23 protein-coding genes and 2 pseudogenes are annotated in these 21,827 nt (G+C 62.0%); 16 read left to right on the forward strand and 9 right to left on the reverse strand.

What is annotated here, in order from left to right; translation table 11 throughout:
* Window positions 1-357 carry a hypothetical protein gene (locus AZKH_RS11640; protein WP_156822094.1) on the reverse strand — a complete coding sequence of 119 codons (357 nt, stop codon included), beginning with the start codon at window positions 355-357 and terminating at the stop codon, window positions 1-3.
* Between the two features lie 127 nt (window positions 358-484).
* On the opposite strand from AZKH_RS11640, the gene AZKH_RS11645 reads away from it, so the two are divergent.
* Window positions 485-1,030, forward strand: coding sequence for an HPF/RaiA family ribosome-associated protein (locus AZKH_RS11645; RefSeq protein ID WP_015435969.1), 546 nt, complete (start codon window positions 485-487; stop codon window positions 1,028-1,030).
* Between the two features lie 279 nt (window positions 1,031-1,309).
* Here the strand turns inward: AZKH_RS11645 and AZKH_RS11650 are convergent, their stop codons facing one another.
* Together AZKH_RS11650 and AZKH_RS11655 are read right to left on the reverse strand one after the other, a co-directional pair.
* Entirely contained in the window at window positions 1,310-2,041 is a 732-nt protein-coding gene (locus tag AZKH_RS11650) for an RES family NAD+ phosphorylase (protein ID WP_015435970.1), read from the reverse strand.
* Complete coding sequence (locus AZKH_RS11655) at window positions 2,001-2,381, reverse strand: antitoxin Xre/MbcA/ParS toxin-binding domain-containing protein (RefSeq protein WP_015435971.1); 381 nt, start codon at window positions 2,379-2,381, stop codon at window positions 2,001-2,003. The genes AZKH_RS11650 and AZKH_RS11655 overlap by 41 nt, the downstream gene beginning before the upstream one ends.
* A gap of 213 nt (window positions 2,382-2,594) precedes the next feature.
* Between AZKH_RS11655 and AZKH_RS11660 the strand changes: the two genes are divergently transcribed.
* On the forward strand, window positions 2,595-3,026 hold the full coding sequence (locus AZKH_RS11660; RefSeq protein WP_015435972.1) for a DUF29 domain-containing protein: 432 nt from the start codon (window positions 2,595-2,597) through the stop codon (window positions 3,024-3,026).
* A 9-nt stretch (window positions 3,027-3,035) separates the two neighbouring features.
* Here AZKH_RS11660 and AZKH_RS11665 read toward each other — a convergent pair whose 3' ends face one another.
* Entirely contained in the window at window positions 3,036-3,539 is a 504-nt protein-coding gene (locus tag AZKH_RS11665) for a hypothetical protein (protein WP_015435973.1), read from the reverse strand.
* Window positions 3,540-3,646: 107 nt separating this feature from the next.
* Here AZKH_RS11665 and AZKH_RS11670 point away from each other — a divergent pair, with 107 nt between their 5' ends.
* A complete protein-coding gene (locus tag AZKH_RS11670; RefSeq protein WP_015435974.1) occupies window positions 3,647-4,504 on the forward strand; it encodes a PA4780 family RIO1-like protein kinase in 858 nt (285 codons plus the stop codon).
* Window positions 4,505-4,517: 13 nt separating this feature from the next.
* Here AZKH_RS11670 and AZKH_RS11675 read toward each other — a convergent pair whose 3' ends face one another.
* On the reverse strand, window positions 4,518-6,452 hold the full coding sequence (locus AZKH_RS11675) for an ATP-binding cassette domain-containing protein (RefSeq protein ID WP_015435975.1): 1,935 nt from the start codon (window positions 6,450-6,452) through the stop codon (window positions 4,518-4,520).
* Window positions 6,453-7,158: 706 nt separating this feature from the next.
* On the opposite strand from AZKH_RS11675, the gene AZKH_RS11680 reads away from it, so the two are divergent.
* The 5 genes and pseudogenes from AZKH_RS11680 to AZKH_RS27680 all read left to right on the forward strand — a co-directional run bounded on the left by AZKH_RS11680 (window position 7,159) and on the right by AZKH_RS27680 (window position 8,807).
* Entirely contained in the window at window positions 7,159-7,368 is a 210-nt protein-coding gene (locus AZKH_RS11680) for a hypothetical protein (protein WP_041656103.1), read from the forward strand.
* A 177-nt stretch (window positions 7,369-7,545) separates the two neighbouring features.
* The gene (locus tag AZKH_RS11685; RefSeq protein WP_015435976.1) at window positions 7,546-7,992 is read left to right on the forward strand and encodes a DUF302 domain-containing protein; all 447 of its coding nucleotides are present in this window, start codon (window positions 7,546-7,548) and stop codon (window positions 7,990-7,992) included.
* 8 nt (window positions 7,993-8,000) lie between these two features.
* A pseudogene (locus AZKH_RS28010) lies at window positions 8,001-8,267 on the forward strand (transposase); the annotation flags it as partial.
* Window positions 8,268-8,269: 2 nt separating this feature from the next.
* Window positions 8,270-8,395: pseudogene (locus tag AZKH_RS28015) on the forward strand (transposase); the annotation flags it as partial.
* 112 nt (window positions 8,396-8,507) lie between these two features.
* On the forward strand, window positions 8,508-8,807 hold the full coding sequence (locus AZKH_RS27680) for an FAD-binding protein (RefSeq protein ID WP_015435977.1): 300 nt from the start codon (window positions 8,508-8,510) through the stop codon (window positions 8,805-8,807).
* A 5-nt stretch (window positions 8,808-8,812) separates the two neighbouring features.
* On the opposite strand, the gene AZKH_RS11690 is transcribed toward AZKH_RS27680, so the two are convergent.
* A complete protein-coding gene (locus tag AZKH_RS11690; RefSeq protein WP_015435978.1) occupies window positions 8,813-9,034 on the reverse strand; it encodes a hypothetical protein in 222 nt (73 codons plus the stop codon).
* Window positions 9,035-9,302: 268 nt separating this feature from the next.
* Between AZKH_RS11690 and AZKH_RS11695 the strand changes: the two genes are divergently transcribed.
* A complete protein-coding gene (locus tag AZKH_RS11695; protein WP_051071674.1) occupies window positions 9,303-9,734 on the forward strand; it encodes a hypothetical protein in 432 nt (143 codons plus the stop codon).
* Between the two features lie 20 nt (window positions 9,735-9,754).
* Here AZKH_RS11695 and AZKH_RS11700 read toward each other — a convergent pair whose 3' ends face one another.
* The gene (locus AZKH_RS11700; protein ID WP_015435979.1) at window positions 9,755-10,138 is read right to left on the reverse strand and encodes a putative quinol monooxygenase; all 384 of its coding nucleotides are present in this window, start codon (window positions 10,136-10,138) and stop codon (window positions 9,755-9,757) included.
* Window positions 10,139-10,525: 387 nt separating this feature from the next.
* On the opposite strand from AZKH_RS11700, the gene AZKH_RS11705 reads away from it, so the two are divergent.
* The 7 genes from AZKH_RS11705 to AZKH_RS11740 all read left to right on the forward strand — a co-directional run bounded on the left by AZKH_RS11705 (window position 10,526) and on the right by AZKH_RS11740 (window position 18,159).
* Window positions 10,526-10,909 (forward strand): c-type cytochrome, encoded by a 384-nt coding sequence (locus tag AZKH_RS11705; protein WP_015435980.1) that lies wholly within the window; start codon window positions 10,526-10,528, stop codon window positions 10,907-10,909.
* A gap of 919 nt (window positions 10,910-11,828) precedes the next feature.
* A complete protein-coding gene (locus AZKH_RS11710) occupies window positions 11,829-13,247 on the forward strand; it encodes a tetrathionate reductase family octaheme c-type cytochrome (RefSeq protein WP_197538722.1) in 1,419 nt (472 codons plus the stop codon).
* The gene (locus tag AZKH_RS11715) at window positions 13,184-13,807 is read left to right on the forward strand and encodes a cytochrome b/b6 domain-containing protein (protein WP_015435982.1); all 624 of its coding nucleotides are present in this window, start codon (window positions 13,184-13,186) and stop codon (window positions 13,805-13,807) included. The genes AZKH_RS11710 and AZKH_RS11715 overlap by 64 nt, the downstream gene beginning before the upstream one ends.
* Window positions 13,808-13,831: 24 nt before the next feature.
* Window positions 13,832-15,598 carry a DUF3373 family protein gene (locus AZKH_RS11720; RefSeq protein WP_015435983.1) on the forward strand — a complete coding sequence of 589 codons (1,767 nt, stop codon included), beginning with the start codon at window positions 13,832-13,834 and terminating at the stop codon, window positions 15,596-15,598.
* Between the two features lie 502 nt (window positions 15,599-16,100).
* Window positions 16,101-16,418, forward strand: coding sequence for a metal-sulfur cluster assembly factor (locus AZKH_RS11730; protein ID WP_015435984.1), 318 nt, complete (start codon window positions 16,101-16,103; stop codon window positions 16,416-16,418).
* 56 nt (window positions 16,419-16,474) lie between these two features.
* Window positions 16,475-17,551: a hypothetical protein gene (locus tag AZKH_RS11735; protein ID WP_231874547.1), complete on the forward strand. Its 1,077-nt coding sequence runs from the start codon at window positions 16,475-16,477 to the stop codon at window positions 17,549-17,551.
* A gap of 101 nt (window positions 17,552-17,652) precedes the next feature.
* Window positions 17,653-18,159, forward strand: coding sequence for a TIGR00645 family protein (locus AZKH_RS11740; protein WP_015435986.1), 507 nt, complete (start codon window positions 17,653-17,655; stop codon window positions 18,157-18,159).
* A gap of 3 nt (window positions 18,160-18,162) precedes the next feature.
* On the opposite strand, the gene AZKH_RS11745 is transcribed toward AZKH_RS11740, so the two are convergent.
* On the reverse strand, window positions 18,163-20,742 hold the full coding sequence (locus AZKH_RS11745) for a [protein-PII] uridylyltransferase (protein WP_015435987.1): 2,580 nt from the start codon (window positions 20,740-20,742) through the stop codon (window positions 18,163-18,165).
* An 18-nt stretch (window positions 20,743-20,760) separates the two neighbouring features.
* Window positions 20,761-21,573, reverse strand: coding sequence for a type I methionyl aminopeptidase (gene map, locus AZKH_RS11750; protein ID WP_015435988.1), 813 nt, complete (start codon window positions 21,571-21,573; stop codon window positions 20,761-20,763).
* Between the last annotated feature and the right edge of the window lie 254 nt (window positions 21,574-21,827).

Genomic DNA, 21,827 nt, shown 5'->3' on the forward strand with positions numbered 1-21,827 from the left:
TTAAGGCCAAAAGGATGCTACATATTTGACGCTAAACGGCGGTGCAATCCCAGGCCCGCCACGGGTTTTCGGGAGATCGCCAGCAGAGGCGATCTGACGGTAAACCAGACCGGTGATCAACGACGAATCGTGATGGTCCTGAATGATCCGCCGATCGGTCGACTCGTCGGGCATGTGCTGGAGGCGCTTGAGCTCCTTGAGGGCCTGCCGATCGACCTCCTCGGGCATCTGCGCCGCCTCGATGGATTTGCGCAGCTCCTCGATCTCGGCGGCATTGCCCGCTTCGCCCTCGCCGAGCGCCTGCTGGATCGCCTTCAGTTGCTCGCGCAGGAAGTACTCGCGCTGGCGCTCATCCATCGTCGCCTTGGTCCGCGCGCCGATTTCGCGCGATAGCCGCAGGACCTCGTGGCGCCCGACGAGCCTTCGGGCGAAATACCTGCTATACAGATAGCATCGGGGAAGTGCGCGTCGAAGGAGGAAAACCATGCAGCTACCAACCCAAATCGTATTTCGTGACATGCCGCCCTCCGACGCGATAGAGGCGGCCCTTCGCGCCAAGGCCGCGAAGCTCGACCGCTTCTACGACCGCATCATGAGCTGCCGGGTCACAGTGGGGACAATCCGGAAGCACAAGCATCAGGGCAAACTCTACAACATCCGCGTCGATGTCACGGTGCCGGGCTCCGAGATCGTGGTCAATCGCGACAATGCGGAGGACATCTATGTGGCCATCCGCGACGCCTTCGATCACGCCGACCGCCGGCTCGAAGAATATGCCCGCCGCCAGCGGGGCGACGTGAAGACCCACGAGCCGGAGTCGCGCGGGCGCATCGTGCGGCTGTTCGGGGAGGACGGCTACGGCTTCATCGAGAAGGCGGACGGCACCGAGTTCTACTTCCACCGTTACAACGTCGTACATCCGGAATTCGACGCCCTCGAGGTGGGGGACGAGGTTGCGTTCATCGAGGAAGCCGGCGGGGAGGGATTGCAGGCCAACCGGGTCAGCGCACATCTGCGCCCGTCTCGCTGAGCGTCCGCTACCACTGTCAGCCGGGCGCCGCCTTCGAGCTGACCATCTGGGCCCCTGCGTGCATGAGTCTTATGGCATTCTCGAATGCAGACTGCGGAATGGCGTAGGTGCCAAACGAACAAAACGTGCGGCCGATTACGGACTTCCTCTACGCCGTGCCGGCGAGCTGGCTGTCAACGCCGTTCCCCAGCTGCGGCTGTCCATACCGGTCGAGCGCAGCAGCAAGGGATACAGCGTGTTCGCGAACGGCGAAGTGCACGAAGGCTCGTCATCCGAATCCTAAGCCGGAAACTCGAACAGCCAGTTTTCTCCCGACAGTTCCCGTTGCCACACGACGCGGTGCGGCGGTTTGATCAGAAGCATCCAGCTCTGCTGGGTGTTGCGATACGGCTCCGCAACGGCCTTGAAGACCTCGGGGACAAGCAGCGCAAGGCAGTAGCCGCCGGGACGGCGCACCGATTCGTAGCGGATGGCCTCGATGTAGGCCTTGCGGGCCGCATCGGCCAGTTCCTGAGTCGCGGAATAGTCGGAAGGGTGCGTCCAGGCGGCGCGATCTTCAATCAGTGGAGACGTGGATAGGTCCAGGGCTCGTGGAGTAGCCGCGAAGAACTCGAAGAGCGTGATCGGCACGGATTTCGACTGGCTCTTGAGAAACTCGCTGTCTGTCCAGAAGCGGAGCCGCCAATAGCTGCTTTCGGCGCACGCCGTCTCCCGTTCCTCCGCGCCATAGAAGACGCCGGGATCATGTCGACGGCGGAAACGCGAGCCCCCCGGCAGCGGCCAGTAGCGGAAAGGGGTCGCGAGAAGCCAGTGCAGTCCCCAGGTCGCTTCCGGAAGTCGCGGCTTGGCTTCTTCGAGGATGTCTTCGAGCAAGGCCTGGTGGGCGAGATCCCCGCCGACGAGGGCCATCGTCGCGACTTTGTGCTGAGCTTCGACGGCACGCCAGCCCGAGCCGGACCAATTCAGGACTTCAGACGCGAGCGCGGTAGGCGTCCAGGTATTCACAGACATGGATCAGACCGTCTACACGCTTGATCAAATCAATCGGGCGTTGCCCTGGAAAAGCCTGGTTCGGAGAATGCAGCCAGCCGCGCGCGAGATTGTCATCGCCGCCGACCAGGGAAAAAAGCGATCGGTAGAGTCGCACGACGAAGGTGGACAGTTCCCACTCCTTGGTCGATGCGCGCAGATGACTCTCGCCCTTCAGCAAACGCGAGGCGGTCGGCTGACTGACGCCGATGATCTGACCGAGGTCGGTCGGACCAATGTGCAGCCTTCTGGCGACTTCGCTCACGGCCTGTCCCAGCACGCTCGCGCGATCGGCTGGGGACGGGGCGGATTGCTTTTGCATTTCATTCTCTTGAATGATTTTACGTAATTCGATTCTAGTGAATGAAATGTCCGAGGTCCACCTAAATTGTGATCGTCATCTGCGCTCGAAGTGGAAGACGAGATCCTCGGCGGGGGCATGGATTGATTTCGCGACGCGGGGGATTATTTCCTCGTTGCGACGTCTAACGCAGACACCGAGTACGGCAAATCCAAGAACCACGGAGATCAGATCATGTTTGCCTACAATAAAGACCTCGCCGCCTGGGCGGCCGAGCAGGCGCAGTTGCTGCGAAACGGCCAGGTTGCGCAGCTCGACACCGACCACATCGCCGAAGAGCTCGAGTCCTTGGCCCGCAGCGAACGACGCACATTGGCGACCTGCATGTCCGGCCTGCTTGCGCAACTCCTCGCCGGCCAATATCAGCCCGAGCGCAAGACTGCCGTCTGGCATGCGACCATCCGGTCCGAGCGGAGGGAGATTCGGCAATTGCTGGAAGAGTCGCCGAGTCTGGCGGCAAACCTATCGCAGTCACGCTGGCGAGACATGGTCTGGAGCAGCGCGTACGCCGAAGTGGTCACGGAGACCGGTCTCGATGCCCTTCCGGCGACATGCCCGTGGTCACTTGAGGATCAGGTGCTTGCGGACGAGTGGCTGCCAGTCTGACAGGATCGATCAGCCAGGCCTGCGGAAGTCATCCTCGAGCCACGCGTGCGCGCTGGCCGTTGTCAGTTTGAATCCCGCGTCCACGCGCAGCCGGGCCAGTTCTTCGCCCGCCGCGTCGTAGGCCCCCAGCAGGGCATGGGGATCGAATTCGTCGGCAACGATATCGAGTGTGACGCTGACCGGGCCGAATTCCGTGTTCACGGTGAGCTTCTTGTGAAGCGTCGCATGCAGCTGTTGCTCATGGCGGCGCAGGACCTCCGAGGCGGTCTTGACCAGGGTGTTGAAGGCAGAGGAATCGAGGGGCTTCGGGTTCTTCTTGTCGCGCCCCATCGTCCAGGGGCCGACCAGGGCGGGCTCGGGCTCGCCATCCTTGATCATTTCGACCGCCCATCCGTCGTCGTCCATGTTCTTGATGACGCGGGCGGTCCAGCCGTCGTCGCACCATAGGCGCGGCTCTTTCACCGGGGCGGCTGGGTCGTCCGCTGCGGCTTCGTTCATTGGATTCGAGGTCATGAGCGGATTTTACGTCCTGCCACGGCCATGATGCGAATCGCGGTTCGGAGGGGTAAGGGTGTAAGCTGCTTGGTTTCGCCCAATTCCACCCAGTTCACCAGGAAAGCATGAAAACGCCTAGCAGAATCGAGCCGCTGGTGACCGACGGCCTCGTCGACCGCGTCACGCGTCAGTTGATGAGCGGCAAGGAGGCGATGGTCTTCGTCGTCGAGTGCGGCGACGAAGTGCGTTGTGCCAAGGTCTACAAGGAAGCGAACAAGCGCGCCTTCCGTCAGGCGGTCGATTACACCGAAGGCCGCAAGGTCAAGAACAGCCGGCAGGCGCGCGCGATGGCAAAGGGTTCGCGCTACGGGCGGCAGGAGCAGGAGGCCGCCTGGCAAAGCGCCGAGGTCGATGCGCTGTATCGCCTGGCCGCGGCCGGCGTTCGTGTGCCGACGCCGTACAACTTCCACGAAGGCGTGCTGCTGATGGAGCTGGTGGCCGACGCGGACGGCGAACCGGCGCCGCGGCTCAACGACATCGTGATGAGCGAAGACGATGCGCGGCGGCACCATGCTTTTCTGGTCCGGCAGGTGGTGCGCATGCTGTGTGCGGGCATCGTCCACGGCGATTTGTCCGAATACAACATCCTGGTCGATGCCGATGGGCCAGTGATCATCGATCTGCCGCAGGCGATCGACGCGGCGGCCAACAACAACGCCAGCCGCATGCTGGAGCGGGACGTCGACAACCTCGCCGCCTACTTTGGCCAGTTCGCGCCGGAGCTTCTGACGACCGATTACGGCAAGGAAATCTGGTCGCTCTACGAGTCGGGCAGCTTGCACCCGGACATCGAATTGACCGGGCATTTCAAGCGTGACGAGAAGCTCGCCGACCTGGACGAAATCATGCAGGTCATCGAGGCGGCGCGTGCCGAAGATGCCGCGCGCCGGGCGCGCATGGCGGGCGTCGATATCGCTGAATAGCCGCTTCGCGGCGTCAGCCCTGTTCTGCCGCTTCGATCTCCTCGGAAAGCTGCAGCCAGCTGTCCTCGTGGGCATTCAGGGTTTCGTCGATCTGCTGCAACTCCTTTCCCAGTTCGGCGAGTTGCTGCACCGAGGGCGAGCTGGCCAGGCGGGCTTCGGCGGCGTGCTTGCGCGCTTGTACTTCCAGGATCGTCTGCTCCAGCTTGCCGAGGTCGCGCTTTAGGCTCTTGAGCTTCTCGGGGCTGATCCGGTTGGCGGGAGCCGGTGCCGGCGCGGGTTCGTGCTTCGGGCTCTTGAGCGAGGCCTTGAGCTCTTCGCGGGCACGACGGGCTTCGTCGAGCAGGTATTGCTGGTAGTCGTCCAGATCGCCGTCGAAGGGTTCGACGCCGCCGCGGGAGACCAGCCAGAACTCGTCGCACACCGAGCGCAGCAAGGCCCGGTCGTGCGAAACCAGCATCACCGTGCCCTCGAATTCGTTGAGGGCCATCGCCAGCGCTTCGCGGGTCGCGAGGTCGAGGTGGTTGGTCGGTTCGTCCAGCAAGAGCAGATTGGGGCGTTGCCAGACGAGCATGCACAGCACGAGGCGGGCCTTTTCGCCGCCGCTCATGGTGCCCACCGGCTGCTGGACCATGTCGCCACTGAAGTTGAAGGTGCCGAGGAAGGTGCGCAGATCCTGCTCGCGACCGCTCTGGCCGGCGGGTAGGCCTTCGCGGGCCATGCGCACCATATGCTCGAGCGGATTGTCCTGGGGACGGAGCACATCGAGTTCCTGCTGCGCGAAATAGCCGATGCGCAGCCCCTTGCCCTCGGTGACGACGCCGCTGGTGGGGGCGAGGTCGCGGGCGATGGTTTTCACCAGCGTGGACTTGCCGCGGCCGTTGGCGCCAAGGATGCCGATGCGCTCGCCGGCCATCACCGACTTGTTCACGCCGCGCACGATCACCGTCGGCGGCGTGTCGGCAGGGGCGCCTTCCGGCGGCGGATAGCCGAAGCAGGCGTTTTCCATCGCCAGCATCGGGTTGGGCAGGTTGAGCGGTTCCTTGAACTCGAAGGTGAAGTCGGCGCTGGCGAGCACCGGCGCCAGCTTGTCCATGCGGTCCAGCGCCTTGACGCGGCTCTGGGCCTGCTTGGCCTTGCTGGCCTTGGCCTTGAAGCGGGCGATGAACTTCTGCAGGTGGGCGATCTTGTCCTGCTGCTTCGCGTAAGCGTTCTGCTGCAGCTCGAGCTGCAGGGCGCGGGTGTCCTCGAACGTCGAGTAGTTGCCGCCGTAGCGGGTCAGCTTGTGGTTGTCGATGTGCACCGTGACGTCGGTGATCGCGTCGAGGAATTCGCGGTCGTGGCTGATGACCACCAGCGTGCCGGTGTAACGCTTGAGCCAGGCTTCGAGCCAGACGAGGGCGTCGAGGTCGAGGTGGTTGGTCGGTTCGTCGAGGAGCAGCAGGTCGGACGGGCACATCAGCGCTCGGGCGAGTTGCAGGCGCATGCGCCAGCCGCCGGAGAAGCTGTTCACCGGGTTGCACAGTTCGGTGGTCTTGAAGCCGAGCCCGAGGATCAGCGCCTGGGAACGCGCCTGGGCGTCGTGGGCGCCCGCGTCGTGCAGGGCCATGTAGGCGTAGGCCATGCGCTCGCCGTCGTCGCTGGCTTCGGCCGCCGCGACTTCCTGCTGTGCGGCGAGCAGGGCGGTGTCGCCCTCGATCACGAAGTCGGTGGCCGACTGGCTGGTCTCCGGCATGTCTTGCGCCACCTGCGCCATGCGCCAGGCCGCCGGGATGTGGAAGTCGCCGGAATCCTCATGCAGCGTGCCGTTGAGCAGGCCGAACAGCGACGACTTGCCGGCACCGTTGCGCCCGACCAGGCCGACCTTTTCGCCGGGGTTGAGGATGACGGAGGTGCTGTCGAGCAGCACCTTGGCGCCACGGCGAAGGGTGACGTCCTTGAGGGTGATCATGAAATTAAGGCTCTGATATGGGCGCTGCGGTTGCGGGCGGATAGGGAAAAGAACGCGCGCGGGGACCGCACTGCGGAGCTCGACCGAATCGGGATGGACGCAAGGATACGTTCTTTGGGGACGCGTCGCTCAGCCGAATGCCTCTGAGGGGCTCCGCCCGAAAAATATGGCGCCGAATGCAGTATCGCGCCATTTTATGTGGCGCGCAAATAACCAGACGTGCCACTCCATGGCCGCGGCAGCTATGCGCAGCGTGTAGTCATGGCCACGAACGCCTGCGGTGCTGCACGTCGGCGTACCGACCAGTACTACGACCAGCACCGGCAGCAGGCTCGATGCGCGGAAGCGCAGATGCTGCGGCGATAACCAAGCACCCGTTCGTTGCACCAAAGAAATCTGGCTCCTTGAGCGGCAGGTTTGAGGTTAGACCGGCGGTGTATGCAGCATGGCGCGAGTCGGGGGCGGCAACTCCGGTCTGTCATCACCCCGACTGCACGCTCTGTGCGCCAACAATGTGCACGATTTACCGAGGCAGCAGATCAATCGCACAGACGCTTTCCAGGAACGTCAACCGACAGGGGCAGCGTTCGCTGGCGCACAGAGGCCCACGCTGATTCGGAGTAGTTTGAACTGAACTCATCGATTGCGGACCCGGTTCTTGGTGCCCGAGCGGCAGTCCAGACGATCCTGGCCCACGGAGGAAGATATGAAAGCTTTGATGACCATGGGGCTTGCCACCTTGCCCTTGGCAGCTGCCGGCCAAGCTTCGGCACAGAACGCAGGCATGATGACCGGCGCCGACGGGGGCATGTGGAGCGGCGGTTGGATGGCCGGATACGGCGGGTTCTGGGTGCCGATCCTGCTGGTTGCGGTGGTCGCGCTTGTCGTCTGGATCGTCATGCAAAAGCGCAAATAAATGGAGTTCGAAGATTGGCATGGTGCGCTCTCATTAGCCGACCGCTGGGGCCCCGGTCGGACGATACGCGCGATTCAGGCCAATGAAATGGTTCGCCTATGGAGTTCGAGAGCTTCACGCGGTATCAGTGGTCGCACGCCTAGGGCATAACTGCACAAATCAGGTCGGGAGATTGAAATGAATTCAGCAACCACCACGCCGCCGTCCACTGCGGGCTACGGCTTCCACTGCGGGCTGAAGGCCACGGACTTTGCGCAGGCCGTGACGCTTGTCACCGAGTCGCTCAAGGCCGAGGGCTTCGGGGTGCTGACCGACATCGACGTGCAGGCCACGATGAAAGCCAAGCTGGGGATCGACGGGCGCCCCTATCGAATCCTCGGCGCCTGCAATCCTCCTCTGGCCCATCAGGCGCTGACCGCGGAACCCGACATCGGACTGCTGCTGCCGTGCAACGTCGTCGTTCGCGAGGAGATCGATGGCCACATTGTCGTCGGTTTCATGGATCCTGTGGCCGTGCTGCAGTTGACCCGCGACCCTGAGATCGGCCGCATCGCACATGAAGTTCGCGAGCGGCTGGAGCGCGTGCGCTCGGCGCTGATCGCTCGATCCGATGGTTCAACATAGCGCTGACTGTACACATCCTGCCGATTGCCCATGTTGTCGAACTGACGGGTCTGCACTGGCACGCCATCAAGCGCATCGACCATCGACGTCTGCAGGCCCAATACGGGCACTTCGAGGCACGGGGCGTGCGTCGGCCGGTGATGGACGAATTCGCGCTGCACAAGGGGCACCTCTACGCGACGGTGATCATGGATGCCGAGCGGATGCGGGTACTTTGGGTTGGAGAAGGCAACAGCCGCGAGGCGATTCGGCCGTTCTTCCAACTGCTTGGCGAAGGAACACCAGCGTCCTTGAGGGCGTCAATAACCGCATCAAGGTCATCAAGCGCATGGCCTACGGCTTCAGGGCCTCAGCCTATTTCTTTCTGAAAATCAAGGCCGCCTTTCCCGGAAAGGCGCGATAAACCGAAAATTTCCACCAATTGCAGGAGCAATCAATGACCTACGAAGTCCTCGAGTGTGACTTGCTGGTGGTGGGCGCCGTTGAATCCTCCGAGGTCCGAATCGTGTCTGCCGATGGACCGCGCTCCGTACTACGCATTGATCGTCTATCCCGCCATCACCTTCACCTTCGGCGGCCTGACGATCGACACCGGCGCGCAGGTCCTCGACAACCAGGGCAGGGCCGTTCCGGGACTGTTGGCGGCGGGCAGTGATGCCTGCCCGAGCCGAGTGCTCCAGCCACGCTGGCGTTGGCCGACATGTGATGAAGCGGTACGCGTAAGGCCGCGGGGGCGCAAGCCGGGATCACCGCGTCAGCGGTTCGATATACGGCTGGTAGCCGTGACTTCAGTTCTCCCGGCGCCGACGCAATGATCATCTCAAGGAATTGAGACCCAGCCCTCAAGCGCCTGGTGGGCCGCCGCGTCCAGGGTCGTGGGGTGGAAAGGATCGCCGTAATTGTGATCCTGTTGGTCCTCCAACATCTGACCGAGCAAGCCGAGTCGGTTGGAGTAGTCCCATATGCCGCCGCGCACGGCGCTCATCGCCTTGGTGTCGAGGGTTTCGGTGGCGGGCAGGTCGTGGATGGTGAGGTGGGTCATGACGGTTCTCCTGAAGGGCGTACCGCGTTTCTGTTGGTGGCGAGCCGGTTATTGCGCTCGCCACTCCTGTTGCAGAAAGCGCGCCAGGGTCGCAGCCAGTACCTCATGAAGCCCGTAAGACGTTGAAAATATGAATAATTCTAGACAAACGGATCGTGGCGATGGCGATGATGGTGCCCCTGGTGGCGGTCAAACGGTGGGCAATCCCCAACAGATTGAGGAGAGGTGTTGGGGGCAATCCGTTGCCCGCCAGCCCGGGAGAACGCAAATGCACAAGAAGATCATCGTTGCATCGCTCGCTGCACTTTTGCTCAACGCATGCGTCGTGGCGCCTGCGGGCCGTGGCCCCACCGTCGTCGTCGCTCCGCCTCTGCCGACGATCGTGGAACTGGACGTCGAGCCGTATTACTACTACGGCGGCTTCTACTATTACTACGACAACTCCCGTTGGCGCTACGCGAATTCGCGGTCGGGACCGTGGGTGGACCTTCCCAGGAGCCATTACCCGAGGGAGACCCGGTTCAGGGGCCGCGGCGAAGGATGGCGCGGCGGCGACGATCGCGACCGGCGTTACGACCGCGACGACGACCGCCGCTGGGATCGTGACAGGGAACGCGATCGAGACAAAGACCGCGAACGCCGCCGCAAACGGGATGACGATGACGACCGTCGCCCGGATCGGAATGACGAACGAGGTTGAACCGCGACGCCAGCGACTAGCTAGATCCGCGAGTCCTTGTCGGCCCGCGGATTGAGCACGAAGGCGTTCTCCGCCGTCTCGTGATACGTTGTCCCGAAGCCGGCGAGGATCTCCTTCGAGCGCCCATTCGGGTTTCCCCAGCACTGGCAGGTGATCTTCTCGCACGCCTCGATCACCGTTGCCAGCGGCGCCTTGCCCTTCTCGTTGGCAAGATGCGCCTCGAACGCCTCGTCGGTCGCGTAGATCTCCGTCCACTGGCTCACGCGCGGCGAAGGGTAATCGGCGTGGTAGCAGATCACCCCCGGATGCTCGAGCATCACCTCGCACAGCGCCGCCTGATTGGCGCGGAAGACGCCCTCCTGTCCGGCCTTGATGTCCCACTGAATCTTGAGCATGAACGGCATGGACTCCTCCTTGGCAGTAGCCCGGGGCACGGCGCGCTCGCGCCGAGATTGTGATTCGTCAAATGCATGCGATCGGAAATACGGATTCCGCAATGCATAGTAGGCGACGAATGTGGCGTGCGAAACTGCAGTTGCAGGGGAGGGGCAGCCCCGTCAGCGATACCAGGCCGTATCGCGCCAGACTTGTCGCCTTCGACTTTGTCCGCCGAACCCTTTCGCCCCTGACCTGCCCGATGATGTTTTCATGGGCAATGGCGGTTTACGGATGAACCGATTAGGCTTACGCTGCTTTTGCAGCTCGAAGGCTTGATGACGGTGGAGGTGCATCCCGCGCCGAGGAATTCGACAGGCCGGCAGTCTTCTTTTTATCTTTTTGGGAGATGGCAAATGTTTTCGATAGCTAAGACCGTTGCTCTCGCAGCACTCATCCTCGGCTCCAGTACTGTCATGGCCGACGCAAAGCTTGACAAGGAAATGAACGCCCTGGCCCTCAATAGCGGTTGTTTCATCTGCCATCACGTCGAGTCTGGTGCAAAGGGTCCGAACGGCATGCCGCCGATCGGCCCCAACTGGGAAGATGTGGCCGCTCGTTACAAGGACCAGAAGGGCGCTCTTGAAACCCTGACCAAGGCCGTGATGCAGGGTACTAACCCCTACGCCAGCCACTGGAAGGACAAGGTTACCGGCCTGGCCATGCCCCCGAACGCCGTGGCGATCAAGGAAGCCGACGCCAAGAAATTGGTGAGCTGGATTCTGGCATTGAAGAAGTAAGTCTTCTTGTTAATGACGAGGTCGAGTCGGCTGACATTCTGGCACCGCACAGGTGCAGACCCAGCCGCGTATGCGGTGGTGCTGTGCTTGCAGGGCACCACCGAACTCGACTTCAATGGGCAACGGATCGCCGAACGATACTCCAATGGCCGGTCCCTCCACCCGCGCGCGAAAATTGACATCTCCAAGCGAATGGCTGCTTGCCGGAGCGCCCCCCCCCCCCCGACGTCCGGCCTGAGACTCGCGATGCTGTCCATTCTGCGACGATCAAGCAACCGATCTAGGCGACCACTGTAGGTACACGCCATTTGATCATCGCAATCTTCAAGGCGCCGTTCACGACAAGGCACGACACCATCGCATAAGCGAAAATCGCGAGCGTCTGCCACCCGGGCAATGGCATGAGTCCTGGGATGCCCACGAATGTCAAAACGGTTCCCGTCAGCGCCATGCGGACCGGGTGGCCCTTGCGTTCAGCGACCTCGTTGTTCCTGTTTCTGGGGTTACGTTAAGCCCTGCGAGAGCGCTGGGAACAGACAAGGATGCTATGCCGGACGTCTTGACAGTTGCTGACCTCACTGGAGAGGGACTACGTGATCTACCGGGATACCGCGGTAGTCGCTAAGCGCCGGCGCATGTGGAAAAACTGCGAGCGCAAGCTTTACGCCAGCCTGCAATAGATCCATCTCGCATTCCTCGCACTTTGCTCAGAAGATCGTTAACGGGCTGTAACAAACGATTCACGTTAAAGCCATCGGAATATTGACAAATATCCATATTATCAAATTCAAATATACTAATTTCAACCTAGGACCGCGGCCCCCGCGGGGCGGCCGCAGTTCGGATCAACGTGGCTCTCGATGGGGGAATCATGAAAATGATCAAGCAAATACTGGCCGCGACCGCCGCGTTGGCGTTCATGGCACCGGCCATCGCCAACAATGCGCCGGGCACGCCGCAGCCCAATCCGAAGCTACTCAAATCGACCGCCGACCACGCCAAGTTCAAGGAACTCCAGCAGCAATTCGCGTCCAGCCCGGAAGTCACCAAGGCCTGCCTGGTCTGCCACGACCAGACCGGCAAGTACAAGAAGCCGTCGGGCTTCGCCGGCAACCCGGTGACCAAGGATACCGAGTTCCCGCCCGGTTCCGGCAAGATCGTGCGCGGCATCAACCTCTCCGACATCGCGCAGAAGGTCGGCAAGACCAAACGCTCGGCCTGCGGCGCCTGCCACTTCTACAGCGGCGGCGGCGACGGCGTTAAGCACGGCGACCTCGACAGCTCGCTGGACGCGCCGGAAAAGGCGCTTGATGTGCACATGGCGGCCGACGGGCTGAATTTCACCTGTGCTACCTGCCATCAGACCGAAGGTCATCAGGTGCCGGGCAGCCGCTACGCACCAACGGCCATGGACAGGGGCGGCGCCCACCTGCGCGGCAAGGCCGACCGTGCCAATCCGGCGACCTGCCAGTCCTATGGCCAGACGCCGCACAAGAAGGAAGCGAAGCTGAACGACCACTCCGACAAGCTGGCCTGCCAGACTTGCCACATCCCGGCTTTCTCCCGCGGCGACGTGCCGACCAAGATGTCCTGGGACTGGTCGACCGCCGGCAAGCGCGACAAGGACGGCAAGCCGTTGGTCGTCAAGAACGACGAGGGCCACGACGTCTACCTCGGCATCAAGGGCGATTTCGTCTATGAAGACAACGTCAAACCGGAGTACGTCTGGTTCAACGGCACAGTCACATACACCCTTGCCGACGACAGGATCGACAAGGCCAACCAGCCGATCTATATCAACCGCTTTGAAGGCAGCGCCGACGACGGCAAGTCGATGATCTGGCCGATCAAGCTGTTCCGCGGCAAGCAACCCTTCGATGCCGAGAACCGGACGCTGACCATCAACCACCTGGCCGGCCAGGACGACTCGGCCTACTGGACCAACCTGAACTGGGACAAGGCCATTGCCGCCGGCATGGCCGCCGCCGGCCAACCATACTCGGGCAAGTACGACTTCATCGAGACCATCGGCATGTGGCCGATCACCCACATGGTCGCCCCCAAGGACAAGGCGGTGGCCTGCGCCGAATGCCACGCCAGCAACGGCCGGCTCGAAAAGGGTCGATGGCCTCTACATCCCGGGCCGCAGCCGCGACCACCTGGCAATGCTCGACACCGCCGGCTGGACGCTCGCCGCGCTGACGCTGCTCGGCGTCATCGGCCATGGCTTGGGCCGCATCGCCACTGCCAAACGCAAGCATTAAGGGGAAGATCATGGCACGCGTTTATGTATTCAAGCGTTTCGAACGCTTCTGGCACTGGGCACAGGCCCTGTTGATCATCACCATGCTGCTCAGCGGCTTCGAAGTGCATGGCACCTATCAACTGCTCGGCTGGGATAAGGCCGTCGACCTGCACAGCACGGCCGCCTGGGCGCTGATGGGCCTGTGGGTGCTGGCCATCTTCTGGCATTTCACGACCGGCGAATGGCGGCAGTACATCCCGACGGCCCACAAGATGCTCGATGTGGCGCTGTTCTACGCCTTCGGCATGTTCAGGGGTGAGCATCACCCGTATCTGAAGACCAGGGACCGCAAGCACAACCCGCTGCAGCGGGTGGCCTACCTCGGCGTCAAGCTGTTCATCAACCCGCTGATCTGGTGCTCCGGGCTGTTCTACCTGTTCTACAACCAGCTCGCCGCCGCCGGCTTCAGCGGCTTGGCGCTGGGCACCGTCGCGCTGGTGCACACCTTCGCCGCCTTCCTGATGCTGCTCTTCCTGATCGCCCATGTCTATCTGGGCACCGCCGGCCACACGCCGACCGCTCACTTCAAGGCCATGCTCACCGGTTGGGACGACGACGTATACGAGGAATCGCAAGCCGCTCAGGCGAAATGAATTATTGATTCCAAGGGGGAAATCATGCGCAACCCAAACATCCGTCGCAACCTGCTGGCCAGCCTGATGGCGGGCCTGTTCATCCCGCTCGGCGCCCAGGCGGCCGACGCCGAACTGCTCAGGAAGATCGAGGCGCTGAGCCAGCAACTCGAACAACTGAAGGCGCAGGTCGAAGCCAGCCAGGAGGCCAGCAAGCAGGCCGTCGTCGCGGTCGGCGAGGTGAAGGAAAAGGTCCAGAGGAACGAAGACCGCTCGCTCGACAAATGGCTCACCGTGGGCGGCGATTACCAATTCCGCGTCGATAACCTGAGCGGGGAAACCAAGGCATTTACCGACGTCAATGCGACATTTGCCAACGCCCAACAAGCGTTGCAGGCCGACTTCTTCGGCAACCCGACCGGCGTGTCGGCCTTCTATGGCGGCATGGGCCTGACCACTTCCCAGGCGCTCACCGCGCTGATGCAGTTCTCGCAGGGGATGGCCGGCGTGCAAAACCACAATCAGGCAGCGGCGTTCGTCGGCAACTCGGCGAACGCCGGGCTGATTCAGGGAATTGGCGGCTTTGCCGCCGGCATTCCCGCCTACAAGCCCAAGAACGATACCCTTTACACGAACCGCTTCGGCCTCGACTTCAACATGAAGGCGACGCCGGATGTGTCGGTCACTGCCCGCCTGCTGATGTACAAGACGTTCGGCGCCGATGACGACGATGCCGTGACCAACGGCGGGGCCGCCCCGTTCTTTGCCGACCGCGTCGGCGTCTTCGATGGCACGCTCGGCCACATTCCGTCGAGCAACTTCCTCAACGTCGACCGCGCCTACGCCACCTGGAGCAACATCGCCGACCAGGACATCTGGTTCTCGGTCGGCCGTCGCCCGTCCACGCACGGCGCCCCGAGCCACCTGCGCAACAATACAGCCCGCCCCGGTTCCGGCGGCACGCCGGCCCTGCTCGTTGACTACGCCTTCGACGGCATGACGATCGGCTGGGCGCCGGACATCGAAGCGCTACCCGGTGCCTACGGCAAGATCTGCTACGGCCGCGGCTTCGAAGCCGGTTTCAGCCGGGCGCTGACCAACTCGCTGCAGGATACCGACATGATCGGCGTCTCGGTCGTGCCGATCGATACCGATCCGCTGCGCGTCTGGCTGGAGTGGAATCGCGGCATCAACATCTTCGATGCGCCCAAGATGTCCAACACCTACTTCGGCAACACCATGCCGAAGACCAATCTGGGCGACATCGACTGGTACGGCCTCGGTGCCATGGGCACCATCAAGCACGTCGGCCCCGGCGAACTCAACTGGTTCGCCGACGCCGGTGTCAGCATCACCCACCCGAACGACAACGTTTCGTCCCAGTTCGGCTTCCAGGGCCTGATGACCGGTGCCTTCTTCAGCCCCGAAGCGCCAACCAGCAAGACCGGCAGCGCCATCTACCTCGGTCTGCGCTATGACCTGCCGTCGCGTACCAAGCTCGGCCTGGAATACAACCACGGCTCCAAGAACTGGATCACTTTCGCCCCGCTTCCGGCGATTCCTGGACATCATGCGCAAAAACCTGAGTCAACTGCTTGTTTCGATCGCCCTCGCCATCGTCATGCTGGGCACCGCCCCGATCGCTGCCGCCGACGACGTGAAGATGGTCGGCGTGATTACCAAGATCAAGCTGGCCGCCGACGGCAAGTCCGCCCAGACCATCCTCAAGGACATCAAGAGCGGCGAATCCGTCACCATCAATATCACCGACGACCTGACGCTGGACAAATTCAAGGACAAGCGCATCGTTGAAGGCGGATGAAATCCGGGCCAAATTCGACAACGCCGGCGGCAAGAACGAAAGCAAGTCATTCAAGAAAACGGCTGGCTGTTAGCCCGTCCGCCGCACATTTCAAATGTCAAATGGACACGGCGAGGACTGCTGTCCCGATTTGGTCATTGAAACGTGGTCGCCAGTGAGCATGGTTGGCGGTGCACACTCGTCGCAGGCGGTGCGCACCGGCGAGCGCTCTGAGCATGCCGCGACGGGGACGCCGCCTCGCGCGAAGCCGGCGCCACGTTGCGGCTGAGTCCCGGCGGTTTGTCCCCATCTTAAGATCGACTTTCATGTAGAGCGAAGTCGCGTCCAGCGACTGGATGTTGTCCGGCGGACGGTCCGGCGCTATTCTCCTTGCGGACTGTTAAATGTCGGCTCCGTGGTGGAGCTCGGCGTTTCGAAAACGCACGCGCGGCCGACGGATTGCATGTCGCAATTCGATGGCCTGCAGTCCGTGTGCCAAATGGATGGCAACTCATGTCGGACGCTTCTGGCGCTATTGATCTCGACCACATCAGGGAATTGCTGCGGCAGGTTATTGACCCGGAGGTCGGCATCAATATCGTCGACCTAGGCTTGATATACGGCCTTGAATTCGCTGACGACGAACTCCTCATCCGTCTGACAATGACATCCCCGGCCTGCCCCCTCGGCGACGTGATCATCTCGGATATCGATTCAGTGCTAGACCCCGCAGTACCTCAGGACATTCGAATCAGGGTGATGCTGGTTTGGGAGCCGCCCTGGAGTCCGGAGTTGATGACGCCGGAAGCGCGCAAGCATTTTGGATGGTGAGCCGGTTCGCGAACTGGTATATGCATAGCCGACTGATACTTCTTGTGCCTGCCGTGATGATCCTGATTGCGGCGGTCATGGCTGGAATTGCCCGTCTCGGCATTCCAGTGCCGCTCCAGGCGTCCGTTCTCGCCGGGGTACACGGGCCGCTGATGGTGTGTGCCTTCTTTGGCACCGTTATCAGCCTTGAGCGTGCCGTTGCCTTGGGCCGCCTCTGGGTTTACCTGGCTCCTGCGGTCTGTGCCGCGGGAGGCGTCGTGTTGCTGGCCGGTTTTCCCACGGAGTGGGCTGCCTCCTTGTTTGTCTGCGGTAGTGCAGTCCTGGTAGCGGCAAGCATCGAGGTGATACGGCGCCAGCTCGCCGCTCATACGGTGACTTTGCTGCTGGCTGCAGCGTGTTGGCTCGCCGGGAATGTTGCGTGGGCATACGGTGCGGGCAGCGCGCTTCCGGTGGCCGCGTGGTTGGGCTTCCTGGTGATCACGATTGCCGGCGAGCGTCTCGAATTGACGCGTTTGTTGCCACGGAAGCGTGCGGCGCTGCCGATGTTTGTTCTGGCTGTCAGCGTCGTCTCGGCCGGGTGTCTGATGTCCTTTTATGTGCCGGACGTCGGAAATCGGGTCTTCGGCCTTGGCCTGCTGTTTCTTGCCTTGTGGCTGGTGCAGTACGACATTGCTCGTCACAACGTCAGGCAGAGCGGGCTGACGCGCTTCATCGCGGTGTGCCTGCTGTCAGGCTATGGCTGGCTGGCGCTAGGCGGGGTTCTCGCGGCGTTGGGCGGCTTGCAGGCGGGCGTGCCGTGGCGGGACGCGGCGCTGCATGCGGTAGGGCTTGGTTTCGTGGTCGCGATGGTGTTCGGCCATGCACCCATCATCCTGCCGGCCGTTGCGGGCGTGCGCATCGCCTATCACCCCGCGATGTATCTCCCGCTGGCACTCCTGCACCTGTCGCTGGCTGTGCGCGTCGCATCATTCCCGCCCGCGCTGAACGGGCTTCATGCCGCATCCGGCGTCGCGAATGCGATCGCTCTCGCTGTTTTCGGCGTAGTGATCGGTAGCCGCGTGTCCCGTGGAGGGGCGCGTCCGGCGCGGTCGCCCGATCGACGGCAAGGTGCGGCAGTCAGCCGATCGAAATGACTGCCTGGTGATGCAGGACGAATTTTCTCCGCCCCGGCAGGAGGCGCCGTGCAACGATTACGCTGGTAAAATGCCGGCCCCCAACGCATTTCGGCTAAATAATGAAACGTATTGAATCCGCCTTCGAACATACGCTGTTTGCCAGTCGATGGCTGATGGCCCCCGTCTATATGGGGCTTGTCCTGGCGCTTGTTGTGCTTCTCGTGAAGTTCGGCAAGGAGATCTATCACCTGTTCGCCAACATCATGGAGGCGAGCGGCGGGGAAATGATCATCGGAGTGTTGTCGCTGGTCGATATCGCGCTGATCATGAGTCTCTTGGTGATCATCATGTTCAGCGGCTACGAGAACTTCGTGTCGAAGATGGAGGATCTGCATTCGCATGCAGACCGTCCGGAATGGATGGGCCATATCGGCTTCTCCGACCTGAAGATCAAGCTTATCGGCTCGATCGTGGCGATCTCCGGTATCGAATTGCTGAAGGCCTTCATGAACGTCGGAAATCTGCCTGACCGCCACCTCGCGTGGATGGTCGGCATTCATTTGACGTTCGTGGTTTCCGGCCTGCTCTATGCGTTGATGGACCGCCTTCACGGCAAAGGGCATTGAACGCTACAGCTGGAGTCGCTCGAGGAGCTCACGCTCGATCTGCAGGACGCGTGAATCGATCGACAGGGCTTGTCCGCTGACCAGGAAGGTATCTTCGACCCGCTCGCCGAGGGTCGCGATCTTCGCGGTGTAAAGCCGGATTTCATGCTGGGCGAGCACCTCGGCCACGGCAAACAGCAGGCCGGGGCGGTCCGCCGCGACCAGCGACAGGATATGGTGCTTGCCTGAATCGTCGGGCTGGATGCTGATCTGCGGGGTGATCGGAAAGTGCTTCACCTGGCGCGAGAGGCGGCCGGTGGCGGGTCGGTCGGGCGCTGCGGGTTTCCTCAGGCGCTCGGTGAGGTCATGCTCGATGAGCGTGATCATGTCCCGGTAATGCAGGTCGTTACCGGGATCCTGCAGGATGAAGCTGTCGAGCGCATAGCCGTGACGGGTCGTATGCACCTTCGCATCCAGGATCGAGAACCCCAGGCGTCCGAAGAAGCCGGTCAGCCGCACGAACAGATCCTTCTGGTCGCGCGTAAAGACCATGACCTGGACACCCTGATTTTCTTCAGGGACGCGCGCCTTGACGACGGGGTCGTCCGTGTCGGGGCGGAAATAGAGCATCCGCGAATGCCAGGCGATTTCCTCGGCCGAGTGCCGCATGAAATAGACGGCATCGAGTTGCTTCCAGAACGCATCCTCCATCCCCGGGCGCAGTCCATAATAACGAAGCAGGGCGCGGGCATTTTCCTGTCGGTCGTCCAATCCGAGAGCTTGCTGCGGGGTGGCACCCCGTAGCAGTTTCTGTGTGGCGAAGAACAGGTCCTCAAGCAGTTTTCCCTTCCAGCCATTCCAGACTTTCGGGCTAGTTCCACGGATGTCCGCATGGGTCAGGAGGTATAGCGCAACCAGTCGACGCTCCTCGCCGACCGTGTCGGCAAACCGGCGAATCACCTCGGGGTCGGACGTGTCCTCCTTTTGAGCGACATGCGACATCGTAAGGTGATGTTCGACCAGCCATACGACAAGGTCGGCATCTTTCTGCGGAAGGTTGTGCGTTTCGCAGAATTCCCGTGCCTCGACCATTCCGAGCTTCGAATGATCGCCCCCTCGTCCCTTCGCGACATCGTGGTATAGCGCCGCGATGTAGAGCAGCCACTGTCGCTCGAAGCCGAGAATCAGCCGGGTCATCAACGGGTATTCGTGCGCATGCTCGCCCATCGTGAACCGTCGAACGTTGCGCAGCACCATCATGATGTGCTGATCCACCGTGTAGACGTGGAACAGGTCGTGCTGCATTTGGCCGACGATCCGGCGCCACGGCGGAAGGTAGCCGCTCAGGATGCCGTACTGGTTCATGCGCCGGAACTCGTGCACGATGCCCCGGCGTTGCTGCAGCATTTCGAGGAAGAGCGCCTGGTTCTTCGGGTCGGCTCGGAAGTTCGCATTGATGCGTTTGCGATTCAGCCATAGGGCACGCAAGGTGCGCGCCGTCATGCCTTTCAGTTCCGAGCGCTGCTGCAGCAGGAGAAAACACTCCAGCAACGCCGAAGGGTGGCGCTCGAAAGTGTCCTCCGTGCGCATGTCCAGCAGCTCGCGCACCGCCTGGAAGCGTTCGTTGATGACGATTGCCGGGCCGCCGCGGTTCGGGAAGATTTCTGCGCCGTAGTTTTGCAGCAGGATCGTGTTCGTCTGCGTGATCTTCTTCGCGTTGACGTAGTAGCGCTGCATGAACACCTCGGAGGCGCGCTTGCCGGCCGTGGCCTCTATCCCGAAGGCGCGCGCGAGCTTCTCCTGATGGTCGAACAAAAGCCGATCCTCTGCGCGACCCGTCAGGTAGTGCAGTCGGATGCGGACGTGCTGCAGGAAGCGTTCGATGCTGCGCAGGTCCGTCGCCTCCGCGCCGGTGATGAGGCGACGGCGGGCAAGATCGCGCCAATTGCGTCCAAGACCGGCGGCACGGGCGATCCATCCGAGCATCTGCAGATCCCGCATTCCGCCCGGACTTTCCTTGCAATTCGGCTCGAGCGCGTATGGCGTGTCATTGAAGCGCGCGTAGCGGTTTTCCTGTTCGAGTTGTTTGGCCTTGAAGAAGGCGCGCACGTCGAGTCGCTCGCGGTATTCGCTTGCGAACCGATCGAACAGCGTTCGATTGCCGGCGAGGAGGCGGGCTTCGAGCAGGTTTGTCTGGACGGTGATGTCTTCGTCTGCAGCAGCGAGGCATTCCTCGATCGTACGCACGCTGTGCCCGATTTCGAGACCAACGTCCCACAGGGCGCCGACCAGGGTGGAAAGGCTGGCCTGGAGCGCACTGTCGGGTTCGGATGGAAGGAGCACCAGCAGGTCCACATCCGAATGCGGGAAAAGCTCACCGCGCCCGTAACCGCCCACGGCGACGAGCGCGGCGTCGGACGGTATCCCGCAAATGCGCCAAAGGTGCAGGACGGCTTCGTCGACGAGGTGCGCTCTGCCGCGCAAGACAGCCGTGGTTCCCGGATGTGCTTCATAGGCGGCACGAATCCGCGCTCCGCCGGCGGCCAGCGATGCGCGTGCATTCGCAATGGCCGCCTGGATCGCGTCGATCGATATCACGTTCATTGCGTCCTTGGCTTCCGCTCAGGATAGAAGTGGGGTAACGAGTGCCGGGGGAGGAGGGCAGTCGGGCGAAACGGTGAGGACCTCGAAGCCCGTCGGAGTCACCAGGATGGTATGTTCCCATTGGGCGGACAGGCTGCGATCCTTGGTGACGATGGTCCAGCCGTCCGGCAGTTCAGAGATCGCGGCCTTGCCGGCATTGATCATCGGTTCAATGGTAAAGGTCATGCCCGGAAGCAGTTCGGGCCCCGTTCCGGCCTTGCCGTAGTGCAGGACTTGGGGTTCCTCGTGGAATTTCAGGCCGATGCCGTGGCCGCAGAACTCTCTTACAACCGAAAATCCGTTGCCTTCGGCGTGCTTCTGAATGATCTGGCCGATATCGCCGAGCCGTGCGCCGGGCTTGACTACGGAAATCCCGAGCCACAGACACTCGAGGGTCACCTGGCAGAGGCGCTTCGCGAGGATGCTTCCATCCCCGACGATGAACATGCGGCTGGTATCGCCGTGGTATCCGTCCTTGATGACGGTAATGTCGAGGTTGACAATGTCGCCCTTCTTCAGTGCCTTCGGGCCCGGAACGCCGTGGCACACCTGATGGTTGATCGACGTGCAGATCGACTTGGGATACGGAGAATAGCCCGGGGGGGCATAGTTCAGCGGAGCAGGGATGGTCTGTTGAACATTGACCATATAGTCATGACACAACTGATCCAGCTCGCCCGTCGTGATGCCCGGTTTGACGAAGGGGGTGATGTAGTCGAGAACTTCGGCGCCGAGTCGGCCGGCAACGCGCATTTTCTCGATTTCGTCGGGTGTTTTTATCGTGATGCTCATTTCTGGGGGATCCGAAGCTGATTCGCTAAAGAAAGAAGGCTAGCGCATGGAGCGGGTAGCGGCAAATCGCTCGCATCGGGGCCAGGAGCCTCACTTGTATGCTTGCCTTGAGTGGGTGGGGTTGAAGCTGTTATCATCTTGGGCTTGTCCGCCTTTGCGTGCGGGCAAAATCCCCACGCCCGGCAGTGCGCCGAAAGGGTCCGCTGTCCGATTCAATGTCTGATGGCGGTGGTGACGGTTAATGCCGTCGTGCC

Source organism: Azoarcus sp. KH32C (genome assembly GCF_000349945.1).
GTDB lineage: Bacteria > Pseudomonadota > Gammaproteobacteria > Burkholderiales > Rhodocyclaceae > Aromatoleum.

Coding starts and splice junctions, on each gene's coding strand:
- AZKH_RS11705 (WP_015435980.1), top strand. CDS start 10,526: ATGTTTTCGATAGCTAAGACCGTTGCTCTCGCAGCACTCATCCTCGGC.
- AZKH_RS11695 (WP_051071674.1), top strand. CDS start 9,303: ATGCACAAGAAGATCATCGTTGCATCGCTCGCTGCACTTTTGCTCAAC.
- AZKH_RS11660 (WP_015435972.1), top strand. CDS start 2,595: ATGTTTGCCTACAATAAAGACCTCGCCGCCTGGGCGGCCGAGCAGGCG.
- AZKH_RS11670 (WP_015435974.1), top strand. CDS start 3,647: ATGAAAACGCCTAGCAGAATCGAGCCGCTGGTGACCGACGGCCTCGTC.
- AZKH_RS11715 (WP_015435982.1), top strand. CDS start 13,184: ATGGCACGCGTTTATGTATTCAAGCGTTTCGAACGCTTCTGGCACTGG.
- AZKH_RS11740 (WP_015435986.1), top strand. CDS start 17,653: ATGAAACGTATTGAATCCGCCTTCGAACATACGCTGTTTGCCAGTCGA.
- map (WP_015435988.1), bottom strand. CDS start 21,573: ATGAGCATCACGATAAAAACACCCGACGAAATCGAGAAAATGCGCGTT.
- AZKH_RS11710 (WP_197538722.1), top strand. CDS start 11,829: ATGGCACCGGCCATCGCCAACAATGCGCCGGGCACGCCGCAGCCCAAT.
- AZKH_RS11700 (WP_015435979.1), bottom strand. CDS start 10,138: ATGCCGTTCATGCTCAAGATTCAGTGGGACATCAAGGCCGGACAGGAG.
- AZKH_RS11745 (WP_015435987.1), bottom strand. CDS start 20,742: ATGAACGTGATATCGATCGACGCGATCCAGGCGGCCATTGCGAATGCA.
- AZKH_RS11735 (WP_231874547.1), top strand. CDS start 16,475: ATGATCCTGATTGCGGCGGTCATGGCTGGAATTGCCCGTCTCGGCATT.
- AZKH_RS11680 (WP_041656103.1), top strand. CDS start 7,159: ATGAAAGCTTTGATGACCATGGGGCTTGCCACCTTGCCCTTGGCAGCT.
- AZKH_RS27680 (WP_015435977.1), top strand. CDS start 8,508: ATGGACCGCGCTCCGTACTACGCATTGATCGTCTATCCCGCCATCACC.
- AZKH_RS11645 (WP_015435969.1), top strand. CDS start 485: ATGCAGCTACCAACCCAAATCGTATTTCGTGACATGCCGCCCTCCGAC.
- AZKH_RS11650 (WP_015435970.1), bottom strand. CDS start 2,041: ATGTCTGTGAATACCTGGACGCCTACCGCGCTCGCGTCTGAAGTCCTG.
- AZKH_RS11665 (WP_015435973.1), bottom strand. CDS start 3,539: ATGACCTCGAATCCAATGAACGAAGCCGCAGCGGACGACCCAGCCGCC.
- AZKH_RS11690 (WP_015435978.1), bottom strand. CDS start 9,034: ATGACCCACCTCACCATCCACGACCTGCCCGCCACCGAAACCCTCGAC.
- AZKH_RS11640 (WP_156822094.1), bottom strand. CDS start 357: ATGGATGAGCGCCAGCGCGAGTACTTCCTGCGCGAGCAACTGAAGGCG.
- AZKH_RS11685 (WP_015435976.1), top strand. CDS start 7,546: ATGAATTCAGCAACCACCACGCCGCCGTCCACTGCGGGCTACGGCTTC.
- AZKH_RS11720 (WP_015435983.1), top strand. CDS start 13,832: ATGCGCAACCCAAACATCCGTCGCAACCTGCTGGCCAGCCTGATGGCG.
- AZKH_RS11675 (WP_015435975.1), bottom strand. CDS start 6,452: ATGATCACCCTCAAGGACGTCACCCTTCGCCGTGGCGCCAAGGTGCTG.
- AZKH_RS11730 (WP_015435984.1), top strand. CDS start 16,101: ATGTCGGACGCTTCTGGCGCTATTGATCTCGACCACATCAGGGAATTG.
- AZKH_RS11655 (WP_015435971.1), bottom strand. CDS start 2,381: ATGCAAAAGCAATCCGCCCCGTCCCCAGCCGATCGCGCGAGCGTGCTG.